The following is a 20,295-nucleotide window of genomic DNA, read 5'->3' on the forward strand; positions in this document are numbered from 1 at the left end:
CGCTTCACCTGAATCTCGTCGTTGCATCCGGGATTGGCCGTCCGGCCGAATGGGCTTGAGCGGGCCTGCTTCGCACAATGGCCTCCTGTCGCCGAGCCTGAATGGTTCGGCGCATGCGCAAGGGAGGCGGGCATGGGTTCCGGAAATGCGATGGGATGGGGGCGGCGCCGGTTGGCGGCCGGTCTCGACGTCAATGCGGCGGGCGTGACGGCCGTGGTGCTGAGCCGCCGCTGGCATGGCGGCGGACCCGCGCGGATCGAATGGCTCGCCGCCGTCCCGCTCGCGCACGGGGCCATGGCGGGGGCGCAGATCGTCGATCGCGACGCCGTGGCCGGCGCGCTGCGCGCGGTGTTCGATGGTTTGCCCCGGGAGTGCGCGAAAGCCGCGCATCGTTGCGCGATGGCGCTGCCCGCTTCGGCGACGCTCGCGACCTCGGTGCCGCTCGCGCAGTTCGCCTACGCGCGACCGGCCGGGGACGACGACGCGATACTCGCCGGGCTGGAACCCATGGTGCTGGCCGAGGCCGAGCGGGCGGCCGGCGTCGAGCGGCACGAACTGGTTGTCGACTGGCGTGTCGACGCAGCCGTTGCCGACGTTTCGTCCCTTTCCCCGACCCATGGCGATGATCTTCGCGAACGTCGCGTCACGATCACGGCCGCGCCGAGGCAGCATCTCGAAGCGCGCCTCGAATGTGCGGCGGCGGCCGGCGTAGGGCTCTACGCCATGGACGGCGAGCCCCATGCCGCATTGCGCGCAATGCGCTATGCGGCCGCGCTCGAGCTTTCGCCCCGCGAGCCCTGCGTTGCCCTGTGGCTAGGGGCGGACGGCGTATACGGCTGGTATTTGAGGGGCAGCTCGGTCGTGCGCGAGATGCGCTATCCGGCGCTCGAACACGCCGACCTGGTCGAGGCGCTGCGCGATCTCCCCGATGGCAGTCCGGTTCGTTGCGCACTGATTTCCGGCGACATCGGGATGCTCGAAGCCGCGCACGTTTCGCTGGCCGACCTCGGTCGCGTGCTGGGATGTCTCGTCCTTCCGTTCGAATGCGCGACGCTCGACGCCACGACGCGGCAGCCGTCGTCGCCGTTGCTGCACGACCCCGCCTGCGCGGTCGCGTTCGGGCTGGCGCTGCGCGGGGTGAGCGAATGACCCGGGCGTTTCTTTCGCGGGACTTCGCAGGCCTCGCTTCGGCTGGCGGGTTCAATTTGCTGCCGTGGCGCAGACGCGCCGTGCGGCGGGCAATCCGGCTTCGTCTGCTCGAATGGCTGACCGCTATCGTGTTGGGATGCGGTTGCGCTGCTGTGCCGATCGGCGGGCAGGCATGGCAGCGGCGGCATCTCGACGAGGCGCGCGAGGCCGTCGAGCGCTCGCTCGCCGACCTGCGCTCGCCGCTGGCCGAACTGCACGGCCTGGCGCGCGAGGCCCACGAGCATCGCGTGCGAGCCGAGTCCGCCGTGCTCGAATCAAGGTCGCTTTTCCATTTGCTCGATTTCTTCGACGCCATGGGGCGCATGCGCGACGACGGCGTCGTGCTGCAGCAGGTGGTGTCGCGCCGCGAGGAAATCAGGGTGCAGGCTGTGGCCGACAGCGAGGATTCCGTGGCAACGTGGCTCGCGCGGCTGCGCACGGTTCGCACGGCGCGCGGCGCCGCCCTGATCGAGCTGAAACGCGGGCCCGCCGGAGCCGATCGACGCGGTGTGTCGCTGCAATTGGCGGCCCGCGTTTTCTGGACCGATCCGTCGTCGGTTGCCGTGGCTGGAAAGCCGCCCACCGCGGGACGCGGTAATGCCCGGACGCGGCCATGAGCGCGGTCACGGCGGGGATGAGGCACTGGCCGCCGCTCCACGCGTGGAGCGGCAGACGGCGGTTAATCGTGGCCGGGGCCATCGTCGTAGCGGTGGGCTGGCTGGCCGTCGCGGTCGGGATCGACGTCGACCTGGCCGGCCTTCGCCAGAGCGAGGCGGCACTTGCCGAGGCGCGGCACCGCCTCGACGAGGCTCGCCAGTCGCTGCAGGCATTACCGGAATTACGGCGCGAGGCGGCGATACGGCAACAAGGCGGTGCGACCGAACACATCGGCAGTACCGCGGACGACATGCGCTACATCTCGCGGCTCGCCGCCGGCAGCGGCGTGGAGCTGGTCTCTCTGGAGCCCGATGCAGCGGCCGACGGCGACACCGTTTCCCGTTCGCTGAAACTGGTCGCGCGCGGAGACTTTGCCCGTTTGCTGGCTTTTCTCCAGGGGTTGCGGGCATTGCCGGCGCTGGTCGTGCCGGCCGATGCCGTCGTGAAGCGCGACGCAAGCGTTCTGTCGCTCTCCGCGACGCTCAAGGTATTCGATACGTTGCGCCCACCGATCGCGCCCGAGTCCGGCACGACGAAGGCGGACGACGACGTTTCGCCTGCCGACCCGTTTGATCTTCATGCGAATGGCCTGCCGGGTGGCGGTTCGCTGCGTCTTGCCGGCGTGATCGCGGATCGCACGCGCGGTGTTGCGCTCGTGGAGACGCCGGCTGGCACGGCGACGGTAATGCCAGGCCAACTGCTCGCGGGCGGGCGCGTGACGCGCATCGGGTTGCCCGGCGTGACGCTGATGCGTGGCGGCGCATTGCGCGCGCTTGCGCTCGGGGAGGGCGGGCAATGACGTCGGTCGGCAGGACGGTTGTATTGCTTGGCCTCTGCTTCTTCCCGGTCGTTGCAATTGCAGACGTAGGCGTGACGCCGCTTCCGGTTTGGTCCGCGCCTGCTACGGCGACCGTCCCGCACAATGCGCCTCCGTTGCCGGCCAGAGGCGTGATTCCGGCGACGGTTGCCTCGGCTATGACTGCGTCCGGCGGTCAGGGGCGCGGCCCGGTCGACGCAGTCGTTACCGATACAGGCCGGGATGCTCGCGCGAGCGAGTCGCCGATCGAAGCCGATGCGGCATCGATCTGGGACAGCTCCGATTCGTCAGCAGAACTTCCGGCTACCGGAAGTGCTCCGCCGGCCACACCGGTCGGAGCCGAAGATGCCGCGATGCCTGCCGGAAGAGCCGCAGCGACGACGGACGAGCCGCTGGAAGGGCCGCCGACGCCGATGTCCGCGGTCCGGCGGCTCAGCGATTCGGTGCGCGCGGACGAATTGCCACCCGACAGGCCGATCTCGCTGAATTTCGAGCACGCGGACATCCCGGCGGTACTGCACGCGTTCGCGGACTTCACCCGCCTCAATATCGTCGCGAACGAGCGCGTGCACGGCCAGGTGACGCTGCGGCTCGACCGGGTGCCCTGGCGCACGGCGTTCGACCTGCTGCTCGAGGCCAACGGGCTCGCGATGGAGCGGTTCGGCAAGGTGATCTGGGTGACGCCTGCCGCCGAGATGGCGGCGCGCGAGAAGCAGCGCTTCGAGGCGCATGCGAAGGCCGCGGAGCTGGAACCGCTCGCCAGTCGCGCATTCGAGCTGCACTACGCTCACGCCGAGGATCTGCGGCGGCTCCTGACCGGCTCGGGCAACCAGCGGGCTCTGTCGAAACGTGGCAGCGCCGTTGCCGACGCGCGCACGAACCTGCTGTTCGTCACCGATCTGGCCGCGCGGCTGGAGCAGATCGCGGACCTCGTCGCGAAGCTCGACCGGCCCGCCCGCCAGGTGCAGATCGAAGCGCGTATCGTCGAAGGCGACCAGGGGCTTTCGCGCAATCTCGGCGTGCGGCTCGCCATGGCCGTGAACGGCGGCGACGGCGGACCGGCGCGCGGCTTGCAGGGCGCTGGGAACGGCACCGTGTACGATTTCGCGGCGGGTCCGCTCTCGGGGTTCGATGCCGCGCAGATCGGCCTTTCGCTGCTCGCCGCGCGCGCCACCCGGCTGCTCGACGTGGAGTTGAGCGCGCTGGAGGCCGAGGGGCGCGGTCGCGTCGTGTCGAGCCCGCGCGTGGTAACGGCCGACCATATGCGGGCGATCGTCGAGCAGGGCACGGAGTTGCCGTATCAGGCCAAGGTGAGCCAGGGCGTGTCCGGCGTCCAGTTCCGCCGGGCCAGTCTGAAGCTCGAAGTCGAGCCGCAGATCACGCCGGGCGGGCGGGTCGTTCTCGATCTCGACGTCGCGAAGGACAGCGTCGGCGAGCAGACCGCCAACGGTCCCGCGATCAACACCAAGCATGTCCAGACGCGGGTGGAAATCGAGGACGGCGGAACGGTGTCCATCGGCGGCATCGACGCGACCGACGATCGCGACGACATGGCCCGCGTGCCGCTCCTCGGCCGAATACCGCTCCTGGGCGCGCTGTTTTCGCGTCGCATGCATCGCCGGCAGCGCAGTGAACTCGTCGTGTTCATCACGCCGAGAATCGTGCATGCGAATTGACCCCGGCATGGTCGCCCGTCGCCGGGGACAGGCCGCCGGGCGGCCCGGCCGCGGGCGGCAGGCTCGACAAGGCGGCCGCTTTGCCAGTAAGCTGCGCACGAACCACGCTGATCAGAGGGAAAACCGTTGCAATTGCGGGACGCAAACGCCAATGTATTTTTCATCGGGCTCATGGGGGCCGGCAAGACGACCGTGGGCCGGGCGGTGGCGCGCCGTCTGGAACGACCGTTCTTCGATTCGGACCATGAAATCGAGGCGCGTACCGGCGCCCGGATCCCGGTGATCTTCGAGCTCGAAGGCGAAGCGGGCTTTCGTGATCGCGAAGCGCAGGTCATCGCCGACCTGACCGGCCGCGAGGGCATCGTTCTCGCCACCGGCGGGGGCGCCGTGCTGCGGCCCGAAAACCGCGAGGCGCTGGCCAAACGCGGGCTCGTCGTCTATCTGCGCGCCAATCCGCACGATCTCTGGCTGCGCACGCGGCGCGATAAGAATCGGCCGCTTTTGCAAACCGAAGACCCGAAGGCGCGCCTCGAGGCGCTGTACGACGTCCGCGATCCGCTCTATCGGGAAATCGCCGATTTCGTGGTCGAAACGGGGCGTCCCTCGGTCAATGGGCTCGTCAACATGGTGCTGATGCAGCTCGACATGGCCGGCGTCGCGGGGGCCGGCGCGCGATGAGCGCGCGTCAGTCATAATGGCAGCCATGATTACCGTTAACGTCGAACTGGGCGATCGCGCCTATCCCATCCACATCGGCACGGGCCTCGTCGGCCAGACGGCGCTGTTCGCGCCGCACATCGCCGGCCAGTCGGTGACCGTCGTCACCAATACCGTCGTCGAGCCGCTGTACGGCGAGGCGCTGCGCAGCGCGCTCGCACCGCTCGGCAAGTCCGTGACGACGGTTGTGCTGCCCGACGGCGAGGCGCACAAGGACTGGGCCACGCTCAACCGGGTTTTCGATGCGCTGCTCGCCGCGCGCGCGGACCGCAAGACCACGCTGATCGCGCTCGGCGGCGGCGTGACGGGCGACATGACGGGGTTTGCCGCCGCCTGCTACATGCGCGGCGTGCCGTTCATCCAGGTGCCGACCACGCTGCTCGCGCAGGTCGATTCGTCGGTAGGCGGAAAAACGGGTATCAACCATCCGCTCGGCAAGAACATGATCGGTGCGTTCTATCAGCCGCAGGCGGTGATCGCCGACATCGGCGCGCTGAGCACGCTGCCTGCGCGGGAACTGGCAGCGGGCATCGCCGAGGTGATCAAGACGGGCGCGATCGCCGACGCGGCGTTCTTCGACTGGATCGAGGCCAACGTCGAGGCGCTGAACCGCTGCGATCCCGAGGCCTTGGCGCATGCCGTCAAGCGCTCGTGCGAGATCAAGGCGGCCGTCGTGGCCGCCGACGAACGCGAAGGCGGATTGCGCGCCATTCTCAACTTCGGCCATACGTTCGGCCATGCCATCGAAGCCGGTCTCGGTTACGGCGAGTGGCTGCACGGCGAGGCGGTCGGCTGCGGGATGGTGATGGCGGCCGATCTGTCGGTACGGCTCAGCCATCTCGACGAAGCGTCGCGACGTCGCCTCGTCGACGTCGTGGCCGCCGCGAAGCTGCCGGTGCGCGCGCCCGCGCTGGGCGCAGGCCGTTACGTCGAGCTGATGCAGGTCGACAAGAAGGCCGAGGGCGGCGCGATCAAGTTCATTCTGCTCAAGCGCTTCGGCGACACGCTGATCACGCGCGCGCCGGACGAGGCGGTGCAGGCGACGCTCGCCGCGACGGCGACCTGAGTCGCATTCTCGAGGCGGCCTGAAGCCGCCTGGAGTCGTTAAGGGCCGCTTCAGGCCGCCGCGTACAGGAGGGAAACGGTGAGCGAAGGGCGTGACGACATTCCAGCACATCGACATCAAGACGGCGGAACGGGGCCGGCCGCTTCTTCGGCCGCCTGGCTGACAGAAACGGCGCTGGCACCCTATGCCGCGCATGCGTCGCGCTCACGCGGCCGGCGTCACCCGGAGCCGCCGCCGACCGCACGTACCGAGTTTCAGCGCGACCGCGACCGCATCGTTCATTCCACCGCGTTCCGGCGTCTCGAATACAAGACGCAAGTGTTCGTGAACCACGAGGGCGACCTGTTTCGCACGCGGCTCACGCATAGTCTCGAAGTCGCCCAGATCGCGCGGTCGGTGGCGCGCAACCTGCGTGTCAACGAGGATCTCGTCGAGGCGATCTCGCTCGCGCACGATCTCGGCCATACGCCGTTCGGTCATGCCGGCCAGGACGCGCTGAACGAGTGCATGCGCGAGCACGGCGGCTTTGAGCACAATCTGCAGAGCCTCGCCGTGGTGGACGAGCTCGAGGAGCACTACGGCGCGTTCGACGGCCTGAACCTCTGCTTCGAGACGCGCGAAGGCATTCTCAAGCACTGCTCGCGCGAGCACGCGCGGCAGCTCGGCGAATTGGGCGAGCGTTTTCTGCTCGGGCGACAACCCTCGATCGAGGCGCAGATCGCGAACATCGCCGACGAAATCGCCTACAACAATCACGACGTCGACGACGGCCTGCGCTCCGGTCTCCTGACGATCGGCCAATTGGCCGAGGTCGAGCTCTGGCAGACGCACTACGATTCGGCGCGCGGCGAATTTCCCCGGATCGACGGCCGGCGGCTGATCCACGAGACCGTGCGGCGCATCATCAACACGCTGATCGTCGACCTGATCGAGACCACGACCCGCCATCTCGCCGAGCACGCGCCGGCGTCGCTCGACGACGTGCGCGCGGCACCGCCGCTCGTCGCGCATAGCGAGCGAATCGCCGTGCAGGCGCTGGTGCTCAAGCGCTTTCTGTACAAAAACCTGTATCGCCACTATCGGGTGATGCGCATGGCACACAAGGCGCGGCGCGTCGTCAGGGGGCTGTTCGAGGCGTTCAGCGACGACCCGCGGTTGCTGCCGCCCGGGTATCAGTCTCCGGATCCGGCGGTACAGCCGCGTCTGATCGCGCATTACATCGCCGGCATGACCGATCGTTACGCGCTCAAGGAGTATCAGCGGCTGTTCGTCATCAGCGATAGTTGAGAGCGGTTTAGCCTGTGTCGAAGCGTCCCGATCTTCCCCCTGGCGAGAAGTAGGAGTCCGCACCATGAAGCCATGGCCGTATCCGCGCGTGGCCGCTCACCGGGGCGGCGGCACGCTCGCGCCCGAGAACACGCTGGCCGGCATCGAGACCGGCGCGCGTTACGGCCACGCGATGGCCGAGTTCGACGCAAAGCTCTCGGCCGACGATGTCGTGTTCCTGCTGCACGACGACACGGTCGAGCGGACCTCGAACGGCCGGGGCGCCGCCGCCCAAATGCGTTACGACGAACTGGCCAAACTCGACGCGGGTAGCTGGCGCGACGCCCGGTTCGCCGGCGAGCCGATGCCGACGCTCGCGGCGGCGGCGGCGCGGTGCCGGGCGCTTGGGGTGGCCGCGAACGTCGAGATCAAGCCCTGTCCGGGGCGGGACGAAGAAACGGGCCGGCTCGTCGCGGAGGAAGCCGCGCGCGCCTGGGCGGCGGCCCCGGTGGCGCCGCTTTTGTCGTCGTTTTCGTTCGCGGCGCTCGTCGCGGCAAGCCGGGCCGAACCCGCGCTGCCGCGCGGGCTGCTGTTCGGGCGCGTGCCGGCGGACTGGCGCGAGCAGACGGCCGCGCTCGGCTGCGTGTCGCTGCACGCCCATCATGAGCGGCTGGACGAGGCGCTGGTCGCGCGGATCAAGTCCACGGGGCTGTACGTGCTGGCCTACACGGTCAACGATCCCGAGCGTGCCCGGCTGCTGGTGAAATGGGGCGTGGACACGGTCTGTACCGACCGGATCGACTTGATCGGTCCGCATGCGCTCGACGGCTAGTTTCGTCGCTTGCGCCCGCCCTGGAGGGCATCCGCCGCGCTGGCCCGAGCAAACGACGCGTCCCGGATAGCGCCGGTCAGCTCCGGCGCGTCAGCAGCGCACCGGCCAGCAGCGCCAGACCGCCGGCAATCGCGATGGCTTGCCACGGGTTGCCGCGCACGTACTGGTCTGCGCCGGCCAGCGCGTCGCCGGCGTATTCGCGGGCGGTCGAGCGCGTCTTGTCGAGGCGTTCGCGCGCGGCGTCGAGCCGCTTGCGCAATTCCTCGCGCAGCACAGCGGCATCGGCCTGTGTGCCGTCGCCGAGCGTGGCCTCGAGCTCCGAGAGTAGCGACCGCAGTTCGTCGGCGATGTCCTCGGCGGCACGCCGGCTATGCCGGGCGATGCGCTTCGCGTGCCGGCCCGTTTTGGTCCAGGATTCCCCAACGGCTTCCCGCGTGTTCGGAAATGCGCTCATGATTTCTCCATCGTTCTCAGTCAGGTCGGGAAAGGACGACGTTCCTGTCCGGTACGACAGGATGCCGATAGGGGTAATTGTGCAATTTCGGTGCCCGGCGTGCCCGATGCGTGCCGCGCGCCTTCGCCGGCCGGGCGGCACGCCTTGCCGGAAAACCGTCCGGCGGGGAGTGTCGACCGGAAGCGACGGCCTGGTGATTACGGGGACAGCACGGTTTCGTGCATGAGCATAGAATCGGGTTGACGATATGCCTTATGCCGCACCGGCTACCCGCAGGACCGCTCCGCCCGGTCAGCACGCGGGCGGCAGCGGCGGTCCTGCGGCATCAGAACGCGTAGCCGACCTTCAGATAAGAGACCAGCGGATTGAGGTGTATCTTCGCTTCGGAGCGCTGGCTGAACACCGGGCTGTTGGTGTTGAGCGTCGCGGTCACGTCGACCGGGATGAACGACAGCGAGAAGCCCGCGAACCAGTGTTTCGTGAATGCGTAATTAAAACCCGCATTCAATACCGGCGCCCAGGAACGATCTGTCGAAACGCTGGTCGGACCCTGTAACACCCCCTGCGTGAATTCGGGGTTGGTGAGCTGGGCATCGGTGAACCAGACGCGCGTCACGCCGATGCCGACGTAAGGGCGAAATTTCGTCGTGGGTTGATTGAAGTAGTACTTGAGCAGAAGGGCCGGACTCCAGAGTCGTGCCGAGCCGAGCTTGCCGAACTGGCCGAGGGAGCCTTCGCCGTCGAGATCGAATTTCGGCGGAATGCCCATCTCGGCTTCCGCGGCGATGTGGTCGGTGATGAAGTAGCCGATGCTGAAGCCGGCGGTGTCGGACGAGCCGATGTCGGTGCCGGAGCCGGGAACACTCGTGTTGATGGGATAACCGTCGACGCTGTCCACCTTCAGCGGGTCGCTGCTGCCCTGGGGCATGAAATGGAACCACCCCGTCGTGACGTAAATTGTGTTGGCCGACTGCGCGTGCGCCGTCGACAGGCAGGCGAACGCGGCGAGCCCTGCAAGTGTCCGTCTTGATCTCATTTTTGTAATCCCCTCCATGATGGCCGATTCATTATGGGCAGAACGTTTCCGGCAAACCATACGAAACCGTTAGAGCAGTTTCCCCAAGCGCCGCGGAATGCCTGCGCGAGCCTTGTCGCTGCGAACGCAGCGGCGATGCGGCCCGGCAGGTCTGCGGGTATTCACCAACGGACAACGGAAAATCGAGCATGGCACGGCTTGCACGTCTTTATGTTCCCGGTCAGCCCCAGCACGTGATCCTGCGCGGGCTCGACCAGCAGCCCGCGTTTGTCGACGAACAGGATTACGACCTGTTCATTGATTGCCTGAAGGCGGCGGCGCGCGATCACCATCTGGCGGTTCACGCGTGGGTTCTCATGCCCGGCGCGGTCCAGCTACTTGCCAGCCCGTCCGACGAAACCAGCCTGCCCAAGGCGATGCAGGCGGTCGGCCGGCGCTACGTGGCCCACTTCAACCGCCGCTATTCGCGGCGGGGCACGCTCTGGGAGGGCCGCTACCGCGCGACCGTCATCGAGAGCGAACGCTACTTCCTGCTCGCAAGCCGCATGGTCGAGCTCGCGCCGGTGCGCAACCGGCTCGCGCAGACGCCCGAGGACTACCGCTGGTCGAGCTACCGGCATCACATCGGCCTGACCGTCGACAGCCTCATCACCGACCATGCCCTGTACTGGGCGCTCGGCAACACGCCGTTCGAGCGGCAGCGCGCCTACCGCGAGTTGTGCGAGCAGCCGCTCGACGAACGGGAGACGAGCCAGCTCATGCAGGCCACTTTAAAGGGCTGGGTGCTCGGTAGCGACTCGTACCGCGAATGGGCGTCGCGTACTGCGAACAGGCGCGTTTCGCCGCTGCCGCGCGGCCGGCCGCGCAAGGTCCGCGAGACGCCGGCGCCCGCTCACGACATCGGCAAGCCGGAGACGGGCTCGCCCTGACAAAACGTTGCGACTCAATGGGTCGGCGATAAGGACGGCATCCGCGAGATGCCGTCTTTTTTCTCCCTTATTGATATGGAACCAATTAAACGATGCGATATTGATCGGATTATTAAATAGGGGATCAATCATCACGTTTTATTTGCTATTCCATTGATTCGTCGCGTATATTCGCCTTTCGGCTCTCTGCGGCGCACGACGCGGAACCAGCCCGCATCGCCTGGCGCGCGCCTTACCCCGGTCACGCAAACGGCGGGAAACAGGAAGAAGATAGTTAAAACGGCCGCTTCGGCTTCTCCCAGAAGGGTGTCCCCATGAACGATCACCAGCACCCGCGCGCCACGGTTCCCGCCGCGCAAGGTCTGTACGACCCGCAAAACGAACACGACGCCTGCGGCGTCGGCTTCGTCGCCCACATCAAGGGCAAGAAAAGCCACGAGATCATCCAGCAAGGGCTGAAGATTCTCGAAAACCTCGACCACCGGGGCGCCGTGGGCGCCGATCCGCTCATGGGCGACGGCGCGGGCATCCTGATCCAGATTCCGGACGGCTTCTATCGCGAGGAAATGGCCCGCCAGGGCGTCGTGCTGCCGCCCGCCGGCGAGTACGGGGTCGGCATGATCTTCCTGCCGAAGGAACACGCGTCGCGGCTCGCCTGCGAGCAGGAACTCGAGCGCACCGTGCGCGCCGAAGGCCAGGTCGTGCTCGGCTGGCGCGACGTGCCCGCGGACCACACCATGCCGATCTCGCCCACGGTCAAGGCGAGCGAGCCGGTGATCCGCCAGATCTTCATCGGCCGCGGCAAGGACGTGATGGTGACCGATGCGCTCGAGCGCAAGCTGTACGTCATCCGCAAGACCGCGAGCCACCGCATCCAGGCGCTCAAGCTCAAGCACGGCAAGGAATACTTCGTGCCGTCGATGTCGGCGCGCACGGTCGTCTACAAGGGCTTGCTGCTCGCGGGCCAGGTCGGCGTGTACTACCGCGACCTGCAGGACGAGCGCGTCGTGTCGGCACTCGCGCTCGTGCACCAGCGCTTTTCGACCAACACGTTCCCGGCCTGGGAGCTCGCGCACCCGTACCGGATGATCGCGCACAACGGCGAGATCAACACCGTGAAGGGCAACGTGAACTGGCTGAACGCGCGCACCGGCGCGATCGCCTCGCACGTGCTCGGCGACGACCTGCCGAAGCTCTGGCCGCTCATCTATCCGGGTCAGTCGGACACGGCGTCGTTCGACAACTGTCTCGAGCTGCTCGTGATGGCGGGCTATCCGCTCGTCCATGCGGTCATGATGATGATTCCCGAAGCGTGGGAACAGCACACGCTGATGGACGACAACCGACGCGCGTTCTACGAGTACCACGCCGCGATGATGGAGCCGTGGGACGGCCCCGCCGCGATCGCGTTCACGGACGGCCGCCAGATCGGCGCGACGCTCGACCGTAACGGCCTGCGCCCGGCGCGCTATCTGATCACCGAGGACGACCTCGTCATCATGGCGTCGGAAGCGGGCGTGCTGCCGGTTCCCGAATCGAAGATCGTCAAGAAGTGGCGCCTGCAGCCGGGCAAGATGTTCCTGATCGACATGGAGCATGGCCGCATCATCGACGACAAGGAGCTGAAGGACAACCTCGCGAACGCGAAGCCCTACAAGAGCTGGATCGACGCCGTGCGCATCAAGCTCGACGAGATCGAGACGACGGCCGAGGACGCCGTGAGCGAGCGCCGCGAGCCGGCCTCGCTGCTCGACCGCCAGCAGGCGTTCGGCTACACGCAGGAGGACCTCAAGTTCCTGATGGCGCCGATGGCGCTCTCGGGCGAGGAAGCCGTCGGTTCGATGGGCAACGACTCGCCGCTCGCGGTGATGTCGAACAAGAACAAGACGCTCTACCACTACTTCAAGCAGCTTTTCGCGCAGGTGACGAACCCGCCGATCGACCCGATCCGCGAGAACATGGTGATGTCGCTCGTGTCGTTCATCGGCCCGAAGCCGAACCTGCTCGACACCAACAACATCAACCCGCCGATGCGGCTCGAAGTGTCGCAACCGGTGCTCGACTTCAAGGACATCGCGAAGATCCGCGCCATCGAGCAGTACACGGGCGGCAAGTTCAGCTCCTACGAGCTGAACATCTGCTATCCGGTGGCCTGGGGCAAGGAAGGCATCGAGGCGCGTCTCGCCTCGCTGTGCGCCGAGGCCGTCGACGCGGTGAGGTCCGGCTACAACATCCTGATCGTCTCGGATCGCCGCGCGGACCGCGACAACGTCGCGATTCCCGCGCTGCTGGCTACCTCGGCCATCCATACGCACCTCGTCGAGCAGGGCCTGCGCACGAGCACGGGCCTCGTCGTCGAGACGGGCTCCGCGCGCGAGACGCATCACTTCGCGCTGCTCGCGGGCTACGGCGCCGAAGCCGTGCACCCGTACCTCGCGATGGAAACGCTCGCGCAGATGGCGCAGGGCCTCAAGGGCGACCTGTCGGCGGAAAAGGCGGTCTACAACTTCACGAAGGCGGTCGGCAAGGGCCTGCAGAAGGTCATGTCGAAGATGGGCATTTCGACCTACATGTCCTACACGGGCGCGCAGATTTTCGAGGCCGTGGGTCTGTCGGGCGAGCTCGTCGGCAAGTACTTCAAGGGCACGGCGTCGAAGGTCGGCGGCATCGGCCTTTTCGAGGTGGCCGAGGAGGCGATTCGCCTGCACCGCGACGCGTTCGGCGACAACCCGGTGCTCGCGAACATGCTCGACGCGGGCGGCGAGTACGCGTTCCGCATCCGCGGCGAAGACCACATGTGGACGCCCGACGCGATCGCCAAGCTCCAGCACTCGGCGCGCAGCAATTCCTACCAGACCTACAAGGAATACGCGCATCTGATCAACGATCAGACGAAGCGCCACATGACGTTCCGCGGTCTCTTCGAATTCCGCCTCGACCCGTCGCGCGCGATTCCGATCGACGACGTCGAGCCGGCGAAGGAAATCGTCAAGCGCTTCGCGACTGGCGCGATGTCGCTCGGCTCGATCAGCACCGAGGCGCACACGACGCTCGCGATCGCGATGAACCGCATCGGCGGCAAGTCGAACACGGGCGAGGGCGGCGAGGATCACAACCGCTATCGCAACGAGCTGCGCGGCATTCCGGTCAAGAATGGCGACACGCTCGCCTCGGTGATCGGCCCGGAGGTCGTGCGCGACATTCCGCTCAAGGACGGCGATTCGCTGCGCTCGAAGATCAAGCAGGTCGCGTCGGGCCGCTTCGGCGTGACGGCCGAGTATCTGTCGTCGGCGGACCAGATCCAGATCAAGATGGCGCAGGGCGCGAAGCCGGGCGAGGGCGGCCAGTTGCCGGGCCACAAGGTGTCCGACTACATCGGCAAGCTGCGTTACTCGGTGCCGGGCGTGGGCCTCATCTCGCCGCCGCCGCACCACGACATCTACTCGATCGAAGACCTGGCGCAACTGATTCACGATCTGAAGAACGTGAACCCGCCGTCGTCGATCTCGGTGAAGCTCGTCTCCGAAGTCGGCGTTGGCACGGTCGCGGCCGGCGTCGCGAAGGCCAAGGCCGATCACGTCGTGATCGCGGGCCACGACGGCGGCACCGGCGCGTCGCCGCTCTCGTCGCTCAAGCACGCGGGCTCGCCGTGGGAACTGGGTCTCGCCGAGACGCAGCAGACCCTCGTGCTCAACAAGCTGCGCGGACGCATTCGCGTGCAGGCCGACGGCCAGATGAAGACGGGCCGCGACGTCGTGATCGGCGCGCTGCTCGGCGCCGACGAATTCGGCTTCGCGACGGCGCCGCTCGTCGTGCAGGGCTGCATCATGATGCGCAAGTGCCACCTGAACACCTGCCCGGTCGGCGTCGCGACGCAGGACCCGGTGCTGCGCGCGAAGTTCTCGGGCCAGCCCGAGCACGTCGTGAACTTCTTCTTCTTCATCGCCGAGGAAGTGCGCGAAATCATGGCCCAGCTCGGCATCCGCAAGTTCGACGACCTGATCGGCCGCGCGGATCTGCTCGACATGCGCAAGGGCGTCGAGCACTGGAAGGCGAAGGGGCTCGACTTCTCGCGCGTGTTCTATCTGCCGAAGGTCGAGGCGGACGTCGCGCGCCGGCACGTCGAGTCGCAGGACCACGGTCTCGAGCGCGCGCTCGACCACACGCTGATCGAGAAGGCGAAGGCCGCGATCGAGAACCGCGAGCACGTGTCGTTCATCCAGCCGGTGCGCAACGTGAACCGGACGGTCGGTGCGATGCTCTCGGGCGTGGTCGCTAGGAAGTACGGCCACGAGGGCCTGCCCGACGACACGATCCACATCCAGCTAAAGGGTACGGCGGGCCAGAGTTTCGGTGCATTCCTCGCGAAGGGCGTGACGCTCGACCTCGTCGGCGACGGCAACGATTACGTCGGCAAGGGTCTCTCGGGCGGCCGGATCATCATTCGTCCGACCAACGATTTCCGCGGCAAGTCGGAAGAGAACATCATCTGCGGCAACACGGTGATGTACGGCGCCGTCGAGGGCGAGGCCTTCTTCCGCGGCGTGGCCGGCGAGCGCTTCTGCGTGCGCAACTCGGGCGCGACGGCGGTCGTCGAGGGCACGGGCGACCACGGCTGCGAGTACATGACGGGCGGCACAGTCGTCGTGCTCGGCGAGACGGGCCGCAACTTCGCGGCCGGCATGTCGGGCGGCGTCTCGTTCGTCTACGATCCGGACAACACGTTCGCCGCGAAGTGCAACAAGGCGATGGTCACGCTCGAGCCGGTCCTGCCGCAGGCCGAACAGGAACACACGGTGGACCGCGCGCTGTGGCACGCGGGCGCAACCGACGAGGCACTGCTGAAGGGTATCGTCGAGCGCCACTTCCAGTTCACGGGCTCGCCGCGCGCGAAGGCGCTGCTGGAGAACTGGGACGCCGCGCGCCGGCAGTTCGTGAAGGTGTTCCCGACGGAATACCGGCGCGCGCTGGCCGAACTCGGTGCGAAGAAGGCGGGCCAGGAAGTGCTGGCCGCGTAAGCGCCCGGACCGACGCAGCACATAGACGAGTGCGTGCGCCGCGCATGACGCGCGGCGCACGCCGATTCCCCATCGAATACACGGAATAGACGAGAGCCACATGGGTAAGGCAACGGGTTTTCTCGAGTACGAACGCCGCCACGAGGCGTACGAGGCTCCGCTCGCGCGGATCAAGCACTACAAGGAATTCGTCGCGGCGCTCTCCGACGACGACGCGAAGATCCAGGGCGCGCGCTGCATGGACTGCGGCATTCCGTTTTGCAACAACGGCTGCCCGGTGAACAACGTGATCCCGGACTTCAACGACCTGGTGTACCGCCAGGACTGGCAAGCCGCGATCGAGGTGCTGCACTCGACCAACAACTTCCCCGAGTTCACGGGCCGTATCTGCCCGGCGCCGTGCGAGACGGCGTGCACGCTCGGCATCAACAACGATCCGGTCGGCATCAAGTCGATCGAGCACGCGATCATCGACAAGGCGTGGGCCGAAGGCTGGGTCGCGCCGCAGCCCTCGAAGCACCGGACCGGCAAGAAGGTCGCCGTCGTCGGCTCGGGGCCGTCGGGCCTGGCCGCCGCCCAGCAGCTCGCGCGCGCGGGCCACGACGTGACAGTGTTCGAGAAGAACGACCGCGTCGGCGGCCTGCTGCGTTACGGCATCCCCGACTTCAAGCTCGAAAAGTGGCTGATCGACCGCCGCATGCGCCAGATGGAGGCCGAAGGCGTGACGTTCCGCACGAGCGTGTTCGTCGGCAAGGGCGAGCTGCCGCCGTATATCGGCAATGCGTCGAAGGAAACCATCTCGCCCGACGAACTGAAGGAACAGTTCGACGCGGTCGTGATCTCGGGCGGCTCGGAAACGCCGCGCGACCTGCCGGTGCCGGGCCGCGAGCTGGCCGGCATCCACTACGCGATGGAGTTCCTGCCGCAGCAGAACCGCATCAACGCCGGCGACAAGTTGTCGAATCAACTGCTCGCGAAGGGCAAGCACGTCGTCGTGATCGGCGGCGGCGACACGGGCTCGGACTGCGTGGGCACCTCGAACCGGCACGGCGCGAAGAGCGTCACGCAGTTCGAGTTGCTGCCGCAGCCGCCCGAGACGGAGAACAAGCCGCTCGTCTGGCCGTACTGGCCGATCAAGCTGCGGACCTCGTCGTCGCACGAAGAAGGCTGCGAGCGTGACTGGTCGATCGCGACGAAGCGCTTCGAGGGCAAGAACGGCAAGGTCGAGAAGCTCGTGGCCGTGCGCGTCGAATGGAAGGACGGCAAGATGCAGGAAGTGCCGGGCTCCGAGTTTGACATGAAGGCCGACCTCGTGCTGCTCGCGATGGGCTTTACGCAGCCGGCGTCGCCGGTGCTCGAGGCATTCGGCGTCGAGCGCGATGCGCGCGGCAACGTCCGCGCTTCGACCGACGGCGACGGCGCCTATCGCACGTCCGTGGACAAGGTGTTCGCCGCCGGCGACATGCGCCGCGGCCAGTCGCTCGTCGTCTGGGCGATTCGCGAAGGGCGGCAGTGCGCACGGTCGGTGGACGCCTACCTGATGGGCAGTTCGGAGCTGCCGCGCTGAGTCGGACCGCAAGCCGGACGTGAAAACGGGCACCTTCGAAGGTGCCCGTTTTTTCATGGCCCGGCGAATGGATGCCGTCACGCCGTCGCGTGCCGGACGGGCGCGCTAACATGGCGCGAGCCGGCGGGGGCAGCCATGAAGGCTGGCGGGTCGGCATCCCAACTCGTCCGGCCCATGCTGAACCTTCCTTCACCGCCCGATGTCTGGCAACGCTGCTTTCTTGCGCTCGCACCCGATGCGGCTACGCGCGATGCGCTCTCGGCGCTCGCGGTTCCGCCGTCCGCGCGCCGCGTGTTGCATGCGCAACTGCATCTGACCGTGGCGTTCATCGGCGTGTTGTCGGCGGGGCAGGGCGAGGCGCTGATCCGTCGGCTGGGCGCCTCGGTCTGCGCGTTCCCGCCGGCGGGCGTCGAGCGCATCGAGTGCTGGCCGGATCGCGAGCATCCGCGTTTGATGGTGGCGGCGTTCGCCATGTCGGCGGCGTTCGTCGAACTCGACGCCCGGGTGCGTTCGTCGATGATCGGGCTGGGGCTCGGCATCGACGGGCGGGCGCTGCGGCCGCACATCACGCTCGCGCGCTTTGGCCGCCGTACCGAGGCCGTCGGGCTTTCGGGCGAGGCGGGCGCATTGCCTTCGGTGCGGTTCGAGTCGCTCGTGCTGTATTCGAGCACGCTCGCGCGGCGGGGCGCGCGTTACGAGGCGCTCGCGAGCGTGCCGCTCGGCTGAGCGGCCGTTTTCGCGAGAGCCGTCCGAACGCCCGTGCTCAGGCGGCGATGCTCTCCTGCGTCACGCGCTCGATGTCGAGCGTTTCGCCGTGGAACGCCGCCAGCGATTCCCGATGCGCGATGCTGACGATGGCCGTTTGCGGCAGCCGCTCGACGAAGAGGCGGTAAAGTCGCGCCTCGTTTTCCGGATCGAGCGCGCTCGTCGCTTCGTCGAGGAACAGGAAGTCGGGCTTGTGCAGCAGCACGCGCGCGGCGGCGAGGCGCTGCTGCTCGCCGGGCGAGAGGATGCGTGTCCAGTGGCCCGACTCGGAAAGCCGCTGCGCATAATCTTCGAGATGGCAGGCGCGTAGCGCGTCGGCGCAGGTCTCGTCGTCGAACGTATCGGCCGGCGACGGGTAGGCGAGCGCGGCCTTCAGCGTGCCGATCGGCAGGTAGCTTTGCTGCGGAACGAACATCGTGCGCGCGTCGACCGGCACCTCGATTACGCCGTCGCCGAACGGCCAGAGGCCGGCGAGCGCGCGCATCAGGGTGCTCTTGCCGGAGCCCGACGGTCCGCGCACGAGCCAGCGCGCGCCCGGCTTGACCTCGATGTCGCGCACGGCGGCGAGCGGCGAGCCGTCGGGGAGGGCGAGCGTGAGGTTCTCGGTCGCGATCGTGGTCAGTCCGTTGGCCGCATTCAGATGGATGCCGTGTCTGAATGAGATCGCTCGGCCGTTTGCGTGTGCTCCGGATTGAAGCTGCGCGGGCACCGCATCGTCGTTTGCCGCCGGTGCGAGCACGGCTTTATGGAATTCCCGGAGACGGTTGACCGTGGCGCGCCATGCGGCGAGCGTACCGTAGCTATTCACGAACCACGAGAACGAATCGCTGACGTTGCCAAATGCGCGCGCGATCTGCATCAGCGCTCCAAACGAAAATACGCCGGCGAAGTAGCGGGGGGCTGCGACGACGAACGGGAAAATCATTGCCAGCTGGCTGTAGAAGTTGAGAACGAAGTTCAGATTCTTGGTGTATTTCATCACGCGCCACCAGTTCTCGCGGATGCGCTCGAACAGCGTCTGCGCACTGGCCTTCTCGGCGTCCATCCCGTTGTAGAAGGCGATCTGCTCGGCGTTCTCGCGTACGCGAATCAGGCCGAAGCGGAAATCCGCTTCGACGTGCTGCTGCTGGTAGTTGATCGCGACGAGCTGGTGCCCGAAGCGATGCATCACATACGAGCCGACGAGCGCATAGATCGCCGCAGCCCACACCATGTAGCCGGGAATCGTCAGTTGCATGCCCGAGAGCGTCATGGTCAGCGGCCCGGCGAGCGTCCAGAGAATCACGGTGAAGGACACGAGCGAAACCAGCGTCGACAGCAGATCGATGGTCAGCGAAAGCGTGGTGCTCGCGAGATCCTGCAGGTCGTCGCTAATCCGCTGGTCAGGGTTGTCGGTCGACCGGTCTCGCTCGATTCGGTAGAACGCGCGGCCGTCGAGCCACTCGTTCATAAAACGAGTGGTAAGCCACTGGCGCCAGCGGAAGCCGAGCATTTGGCGCAGATAGCGGCTATAGACGAAGAGCACGGTCGACGCAAATAGAATGCCGCCGTACTCGAGCATGAGCAGCGGGAAACTTTTTGCGTTCTTCGCCTGCAATACGTTGATGAACGAGCCGTACCAGTCGTTGAACTTGACGCTGAGCCAGACGCTGCTGAGCTCCATCGCGAGGATCGCGACCAGCATCAGCCACGCTTTCTTCCATTCTTCGGATATCCAGTATGGTTTGATCAGCGACCAGGCGGAGATCTTGCTGCTTGACGGGAGCGGAGCGTGGGAGACGGACGGTTGGGTCATGGGCTTCCTGATCGCGATTTGCCACGGGCAACTGCGTAATCATTGTCGCAGGCTGGGCTTAAACGGCGCTTAATCCACACGCGTTCGACGGTGCGCGGCGAAGCGGTACGGGCGGTTCCATTGTGCCAGAGCGCGCACGCGGGGAACGTTTCCTCCGTTTGCCGCGTCCGCGCCTTTTGTGGTCTAATGGCCGCTGACGAAACAGGGGTGCTTCGCGCGGTTTTCGAGCCGCGGCGAGGCTGAGAGAGACCCTTCGCACCCGATCCGGGTAATACCGGCGCGGGAAGTTTCCGGAAAGTCTTGCTGGAATTGTCTCCAGCGTCCCGCCGCGCAGTGTGACTCGTCCGTCACTTTTGCAGCACGCATGCGCGGCCGGCTTCGCCAGCCGGTTTCGTCCTTGGGTACGCCTGTCGTTTGTCGTACGGAAAGGATTCGATGACCGCCCGTTTCTCACCCTTCTCAGTCAGTTCATTGCTTTTCGCTTCCCGCGTTCGCGCCGTCGCGCGTGTCGG

General features: G+C 66.9%; 15 protein-coding genes and 1 riboswitch. Of the genes, 12 read left to right on the forward strand and 3 right to left on the reverse strand.

Annotated features, from left to right (window positions below; all coding sequences use genetic code 11):
* The first annotated feature begins 132 nt into the window (after positions 1 to 132).
* The 8 genes from pilM to ugpQ all read left to right on the forward strand — a co-directional run bounded on the left by pilM (position 133) and on the right by ugpQ (position 8,219).
* Entirely contained in the window at positions 133 to 1,149 is a 1,017-nt protein-coding gene (gene pilM, locus CY652_RS16010; protein ID WP_102131696.1) for a type IV pilus biogenesis protein PilM, read from the forward strand.
* 56 nt (positions 1,150 to 1,205) lie between these two features.
* Positions 1,206 to 1,805 (forward strand): type II secretion system protein M, encoded by a 600-nt coding sequence (locus CY652_RS16015; protein ID WP_146010120.1) that lies wholly within the window; start codon positions 1,206 to 1,208, stop codon positions 1,803 to 1,805.
* Between the two features lie 68 nt (positions 1,806 to 1,873).
* Positions 1,874 to 2,644, forward strand: coding sequence for a hypothetical protein (locus CY652_RS16020; protein WP_146010121.1), 771 nt, complete (start codon positions 1,874 to 1,876; stop codon positions 2,642 to 2,644).
* Entirely contained in the window at positions 2,641 to 4,338 is a 1,698-nt protein-coding gene (gene pilQ, locus CY652_RS16025) for a type IV pilus secretin PilQ (RefSeq protein WP_102131699.1), read from the forward strand. Before CY652_RS16020 ends, pilQ begins: the two co-directional genes overlap by 4 nt.
* A 126-nt stretch (positions 4,339 to 4,464) precedes the next feature.
* Positions 4,465 to 5,016, forward strand: a complete 552-nt coding sequence (aroK, locus tag CY652_RS16030) for a shikimate kinase AroK (RefSeq protein ID WP_102131700.1) — start codon at positions 4,465 to 4,467, stop codon at positions 5,014 to 5,016.
* A 25-nt stretch (positions 5,017 to 5,041) separates the two neighbouring features.
* Complete coding sequence (gene aroB, locus CY652_RS16035) at positions 5,042 to 6,121, forward strand: 3-dehydroquinate synthase (protein WP_102131701.1); 1,080 nt, start codon at positions 5,042 to 5,044, stop codon at positions 6,119 to 6,121.
* Positions 6,122 to 6,199: 78 nt separating this feature from the next.
* Positions 6,200 to 7,408 carry a deoxyguanosinetriphosphate triphosphohydrolase gene (locus CY652_RS16040; protein ID WP_102131702.1) on the forward strand — a complete coding sequence of 403 codons (1,209 nt, stop codon included), beginning with the start codon at positions 6,200 to 6,202 and terminating at the stop codon, positions 7,406 to 7,408.
* A gap of 64 nt (positions 7,409 to 7,472) precedes the next feature.
* Positions 7,473 to 8,219 carry a glycerophosphodiester phosphodiesterase gene (ugpQ, locus tag CY652_RS16045; protein WP_102131703.1) on the forward strand — a complete coding sequence of 249 codons (747 nt, stop codon included), beginning with the start codon at positions 7,473 to 7,475 and terminating at the stop codon, positions 8,217 to 8,219.
* 76 nt (positions 8,220 to 8,295) lie between these two features.
* Here the strand turns inward: ugpQ and CY652_RS16050 are convergent, their stop codons facing one another.
* Together CY652_RS16050 and CY652_RS16055 are read right to left on the reverse strand one after the other, a co-directional pair.
* A complete protein-coding gene (locus CY652_RS16050) occupies positions 8,296 to 8,673 on the reverse strand; it encodes a DUF883 family protein (protein WP_102131704.1) in 378 nt (125 codons plus the stop codon).
* A 325-nt stretch (positions 8,674 to 8,998) separates the two neighbouring features.
* Positions 8,999 to 9,709: an OmpW/AlkL family protein gene (locus CY652_RS16055; protein WP_102131705.1), complete on the reverse strand. Its 711-nt coding sequence runs from the start codon at positions 9,707 to 9,709 to the stop codon at positions 8,999 to 9,001.
* A gap of 188 nt (positions 9,710 to 9,897) precedes the next feature.
* On the opposite strand from CY652_RS16055, the gene CY652_RS16060 reads away from it, so the two are divergent.
* The 4 genes from CY652_RS16060 to thpR all read left to right on the forward strand — a co-directional run bounded on the left by CY652_RS16060 (position 9,898) and on the right by thpR (position 17,949).
* Complete coding sequence (locus CY652_RS16060) at positions 9,898 to 10,638, forward strand: transposase (protein WP_102131706.1); 741 nt, start codon at positions 9,898 to 9,900, stop codon at positions 10,636 to 10,638.
* 314 nt (positions 10,639 to 10,952) lie between these two features.
* Positions 10,953 to 15,656: a glutamate synthase-related protein gene (locus CY652_RS16065; protein WP_102131707.1), complete on the forward strand. Its 4,704-nt coding sequence runs from the start codon at positions 10,953 to 10,955 to the stop codon at positions 15,654 to 15,656.
* A 100-nt stretch (positions 15,657 to 15,756) separates the two neighbouring features.
* Positions 15,757 to 17,223 (forward strand): glutamate synthase subunit beta, encoded by a 1,467-nt coding sequence (locus tag CY652_RS16070; RefSeq protein ID WP_102131708.1) that lies wholly within the window; start codon positions 15,757 to 15,759, stop codon positions 17,221 to 17,223.
* A 174-nt stretch (positions 17,224 to 17,397) separates the two neighbouring features.
* Entirely contained in the window at positions 17,398 to 17,949 is a 552-nt protein-coding gene (gene thpR, locus CY652_RS16075) for an RNA 2',3'-cyclic phosphodiesterase (protein WP_102131709.1), read from the forward strand.
* Between the two features lie 37 nt (positions 17,950 to 17,986).
* On the opposite strand, the gene CY652_RS16080 is transcribed toward thpR, so the two are convergent.
* Entirely contained in the window at positions 17,987 to 19,783 is a 1,797-nt protein-coding gene (locus CY652_RS16080) for an ABC transporter ATP-binding protein/permease (protein ID WP_102131710.1), read from the reverse strand.
* Between the two features lie 193 nt (positions 19,784 to 19,976).
* Positions 19,977 to 20,086: riboswitch (TPP riboswitch) on the forward strand.
* Positions 20,087 to 20,295: the final 209 nt, after the last annotated feature.

Source organism: Burkholderia sp. WAC0059 (genome assembly GCF_002870125.1).
Classification (GTDB): Bacteria; Pseudomonadota; Gammaproteobacteria; order Burkholderiales; family Burkholderiaceae; genus Paraburkholderia.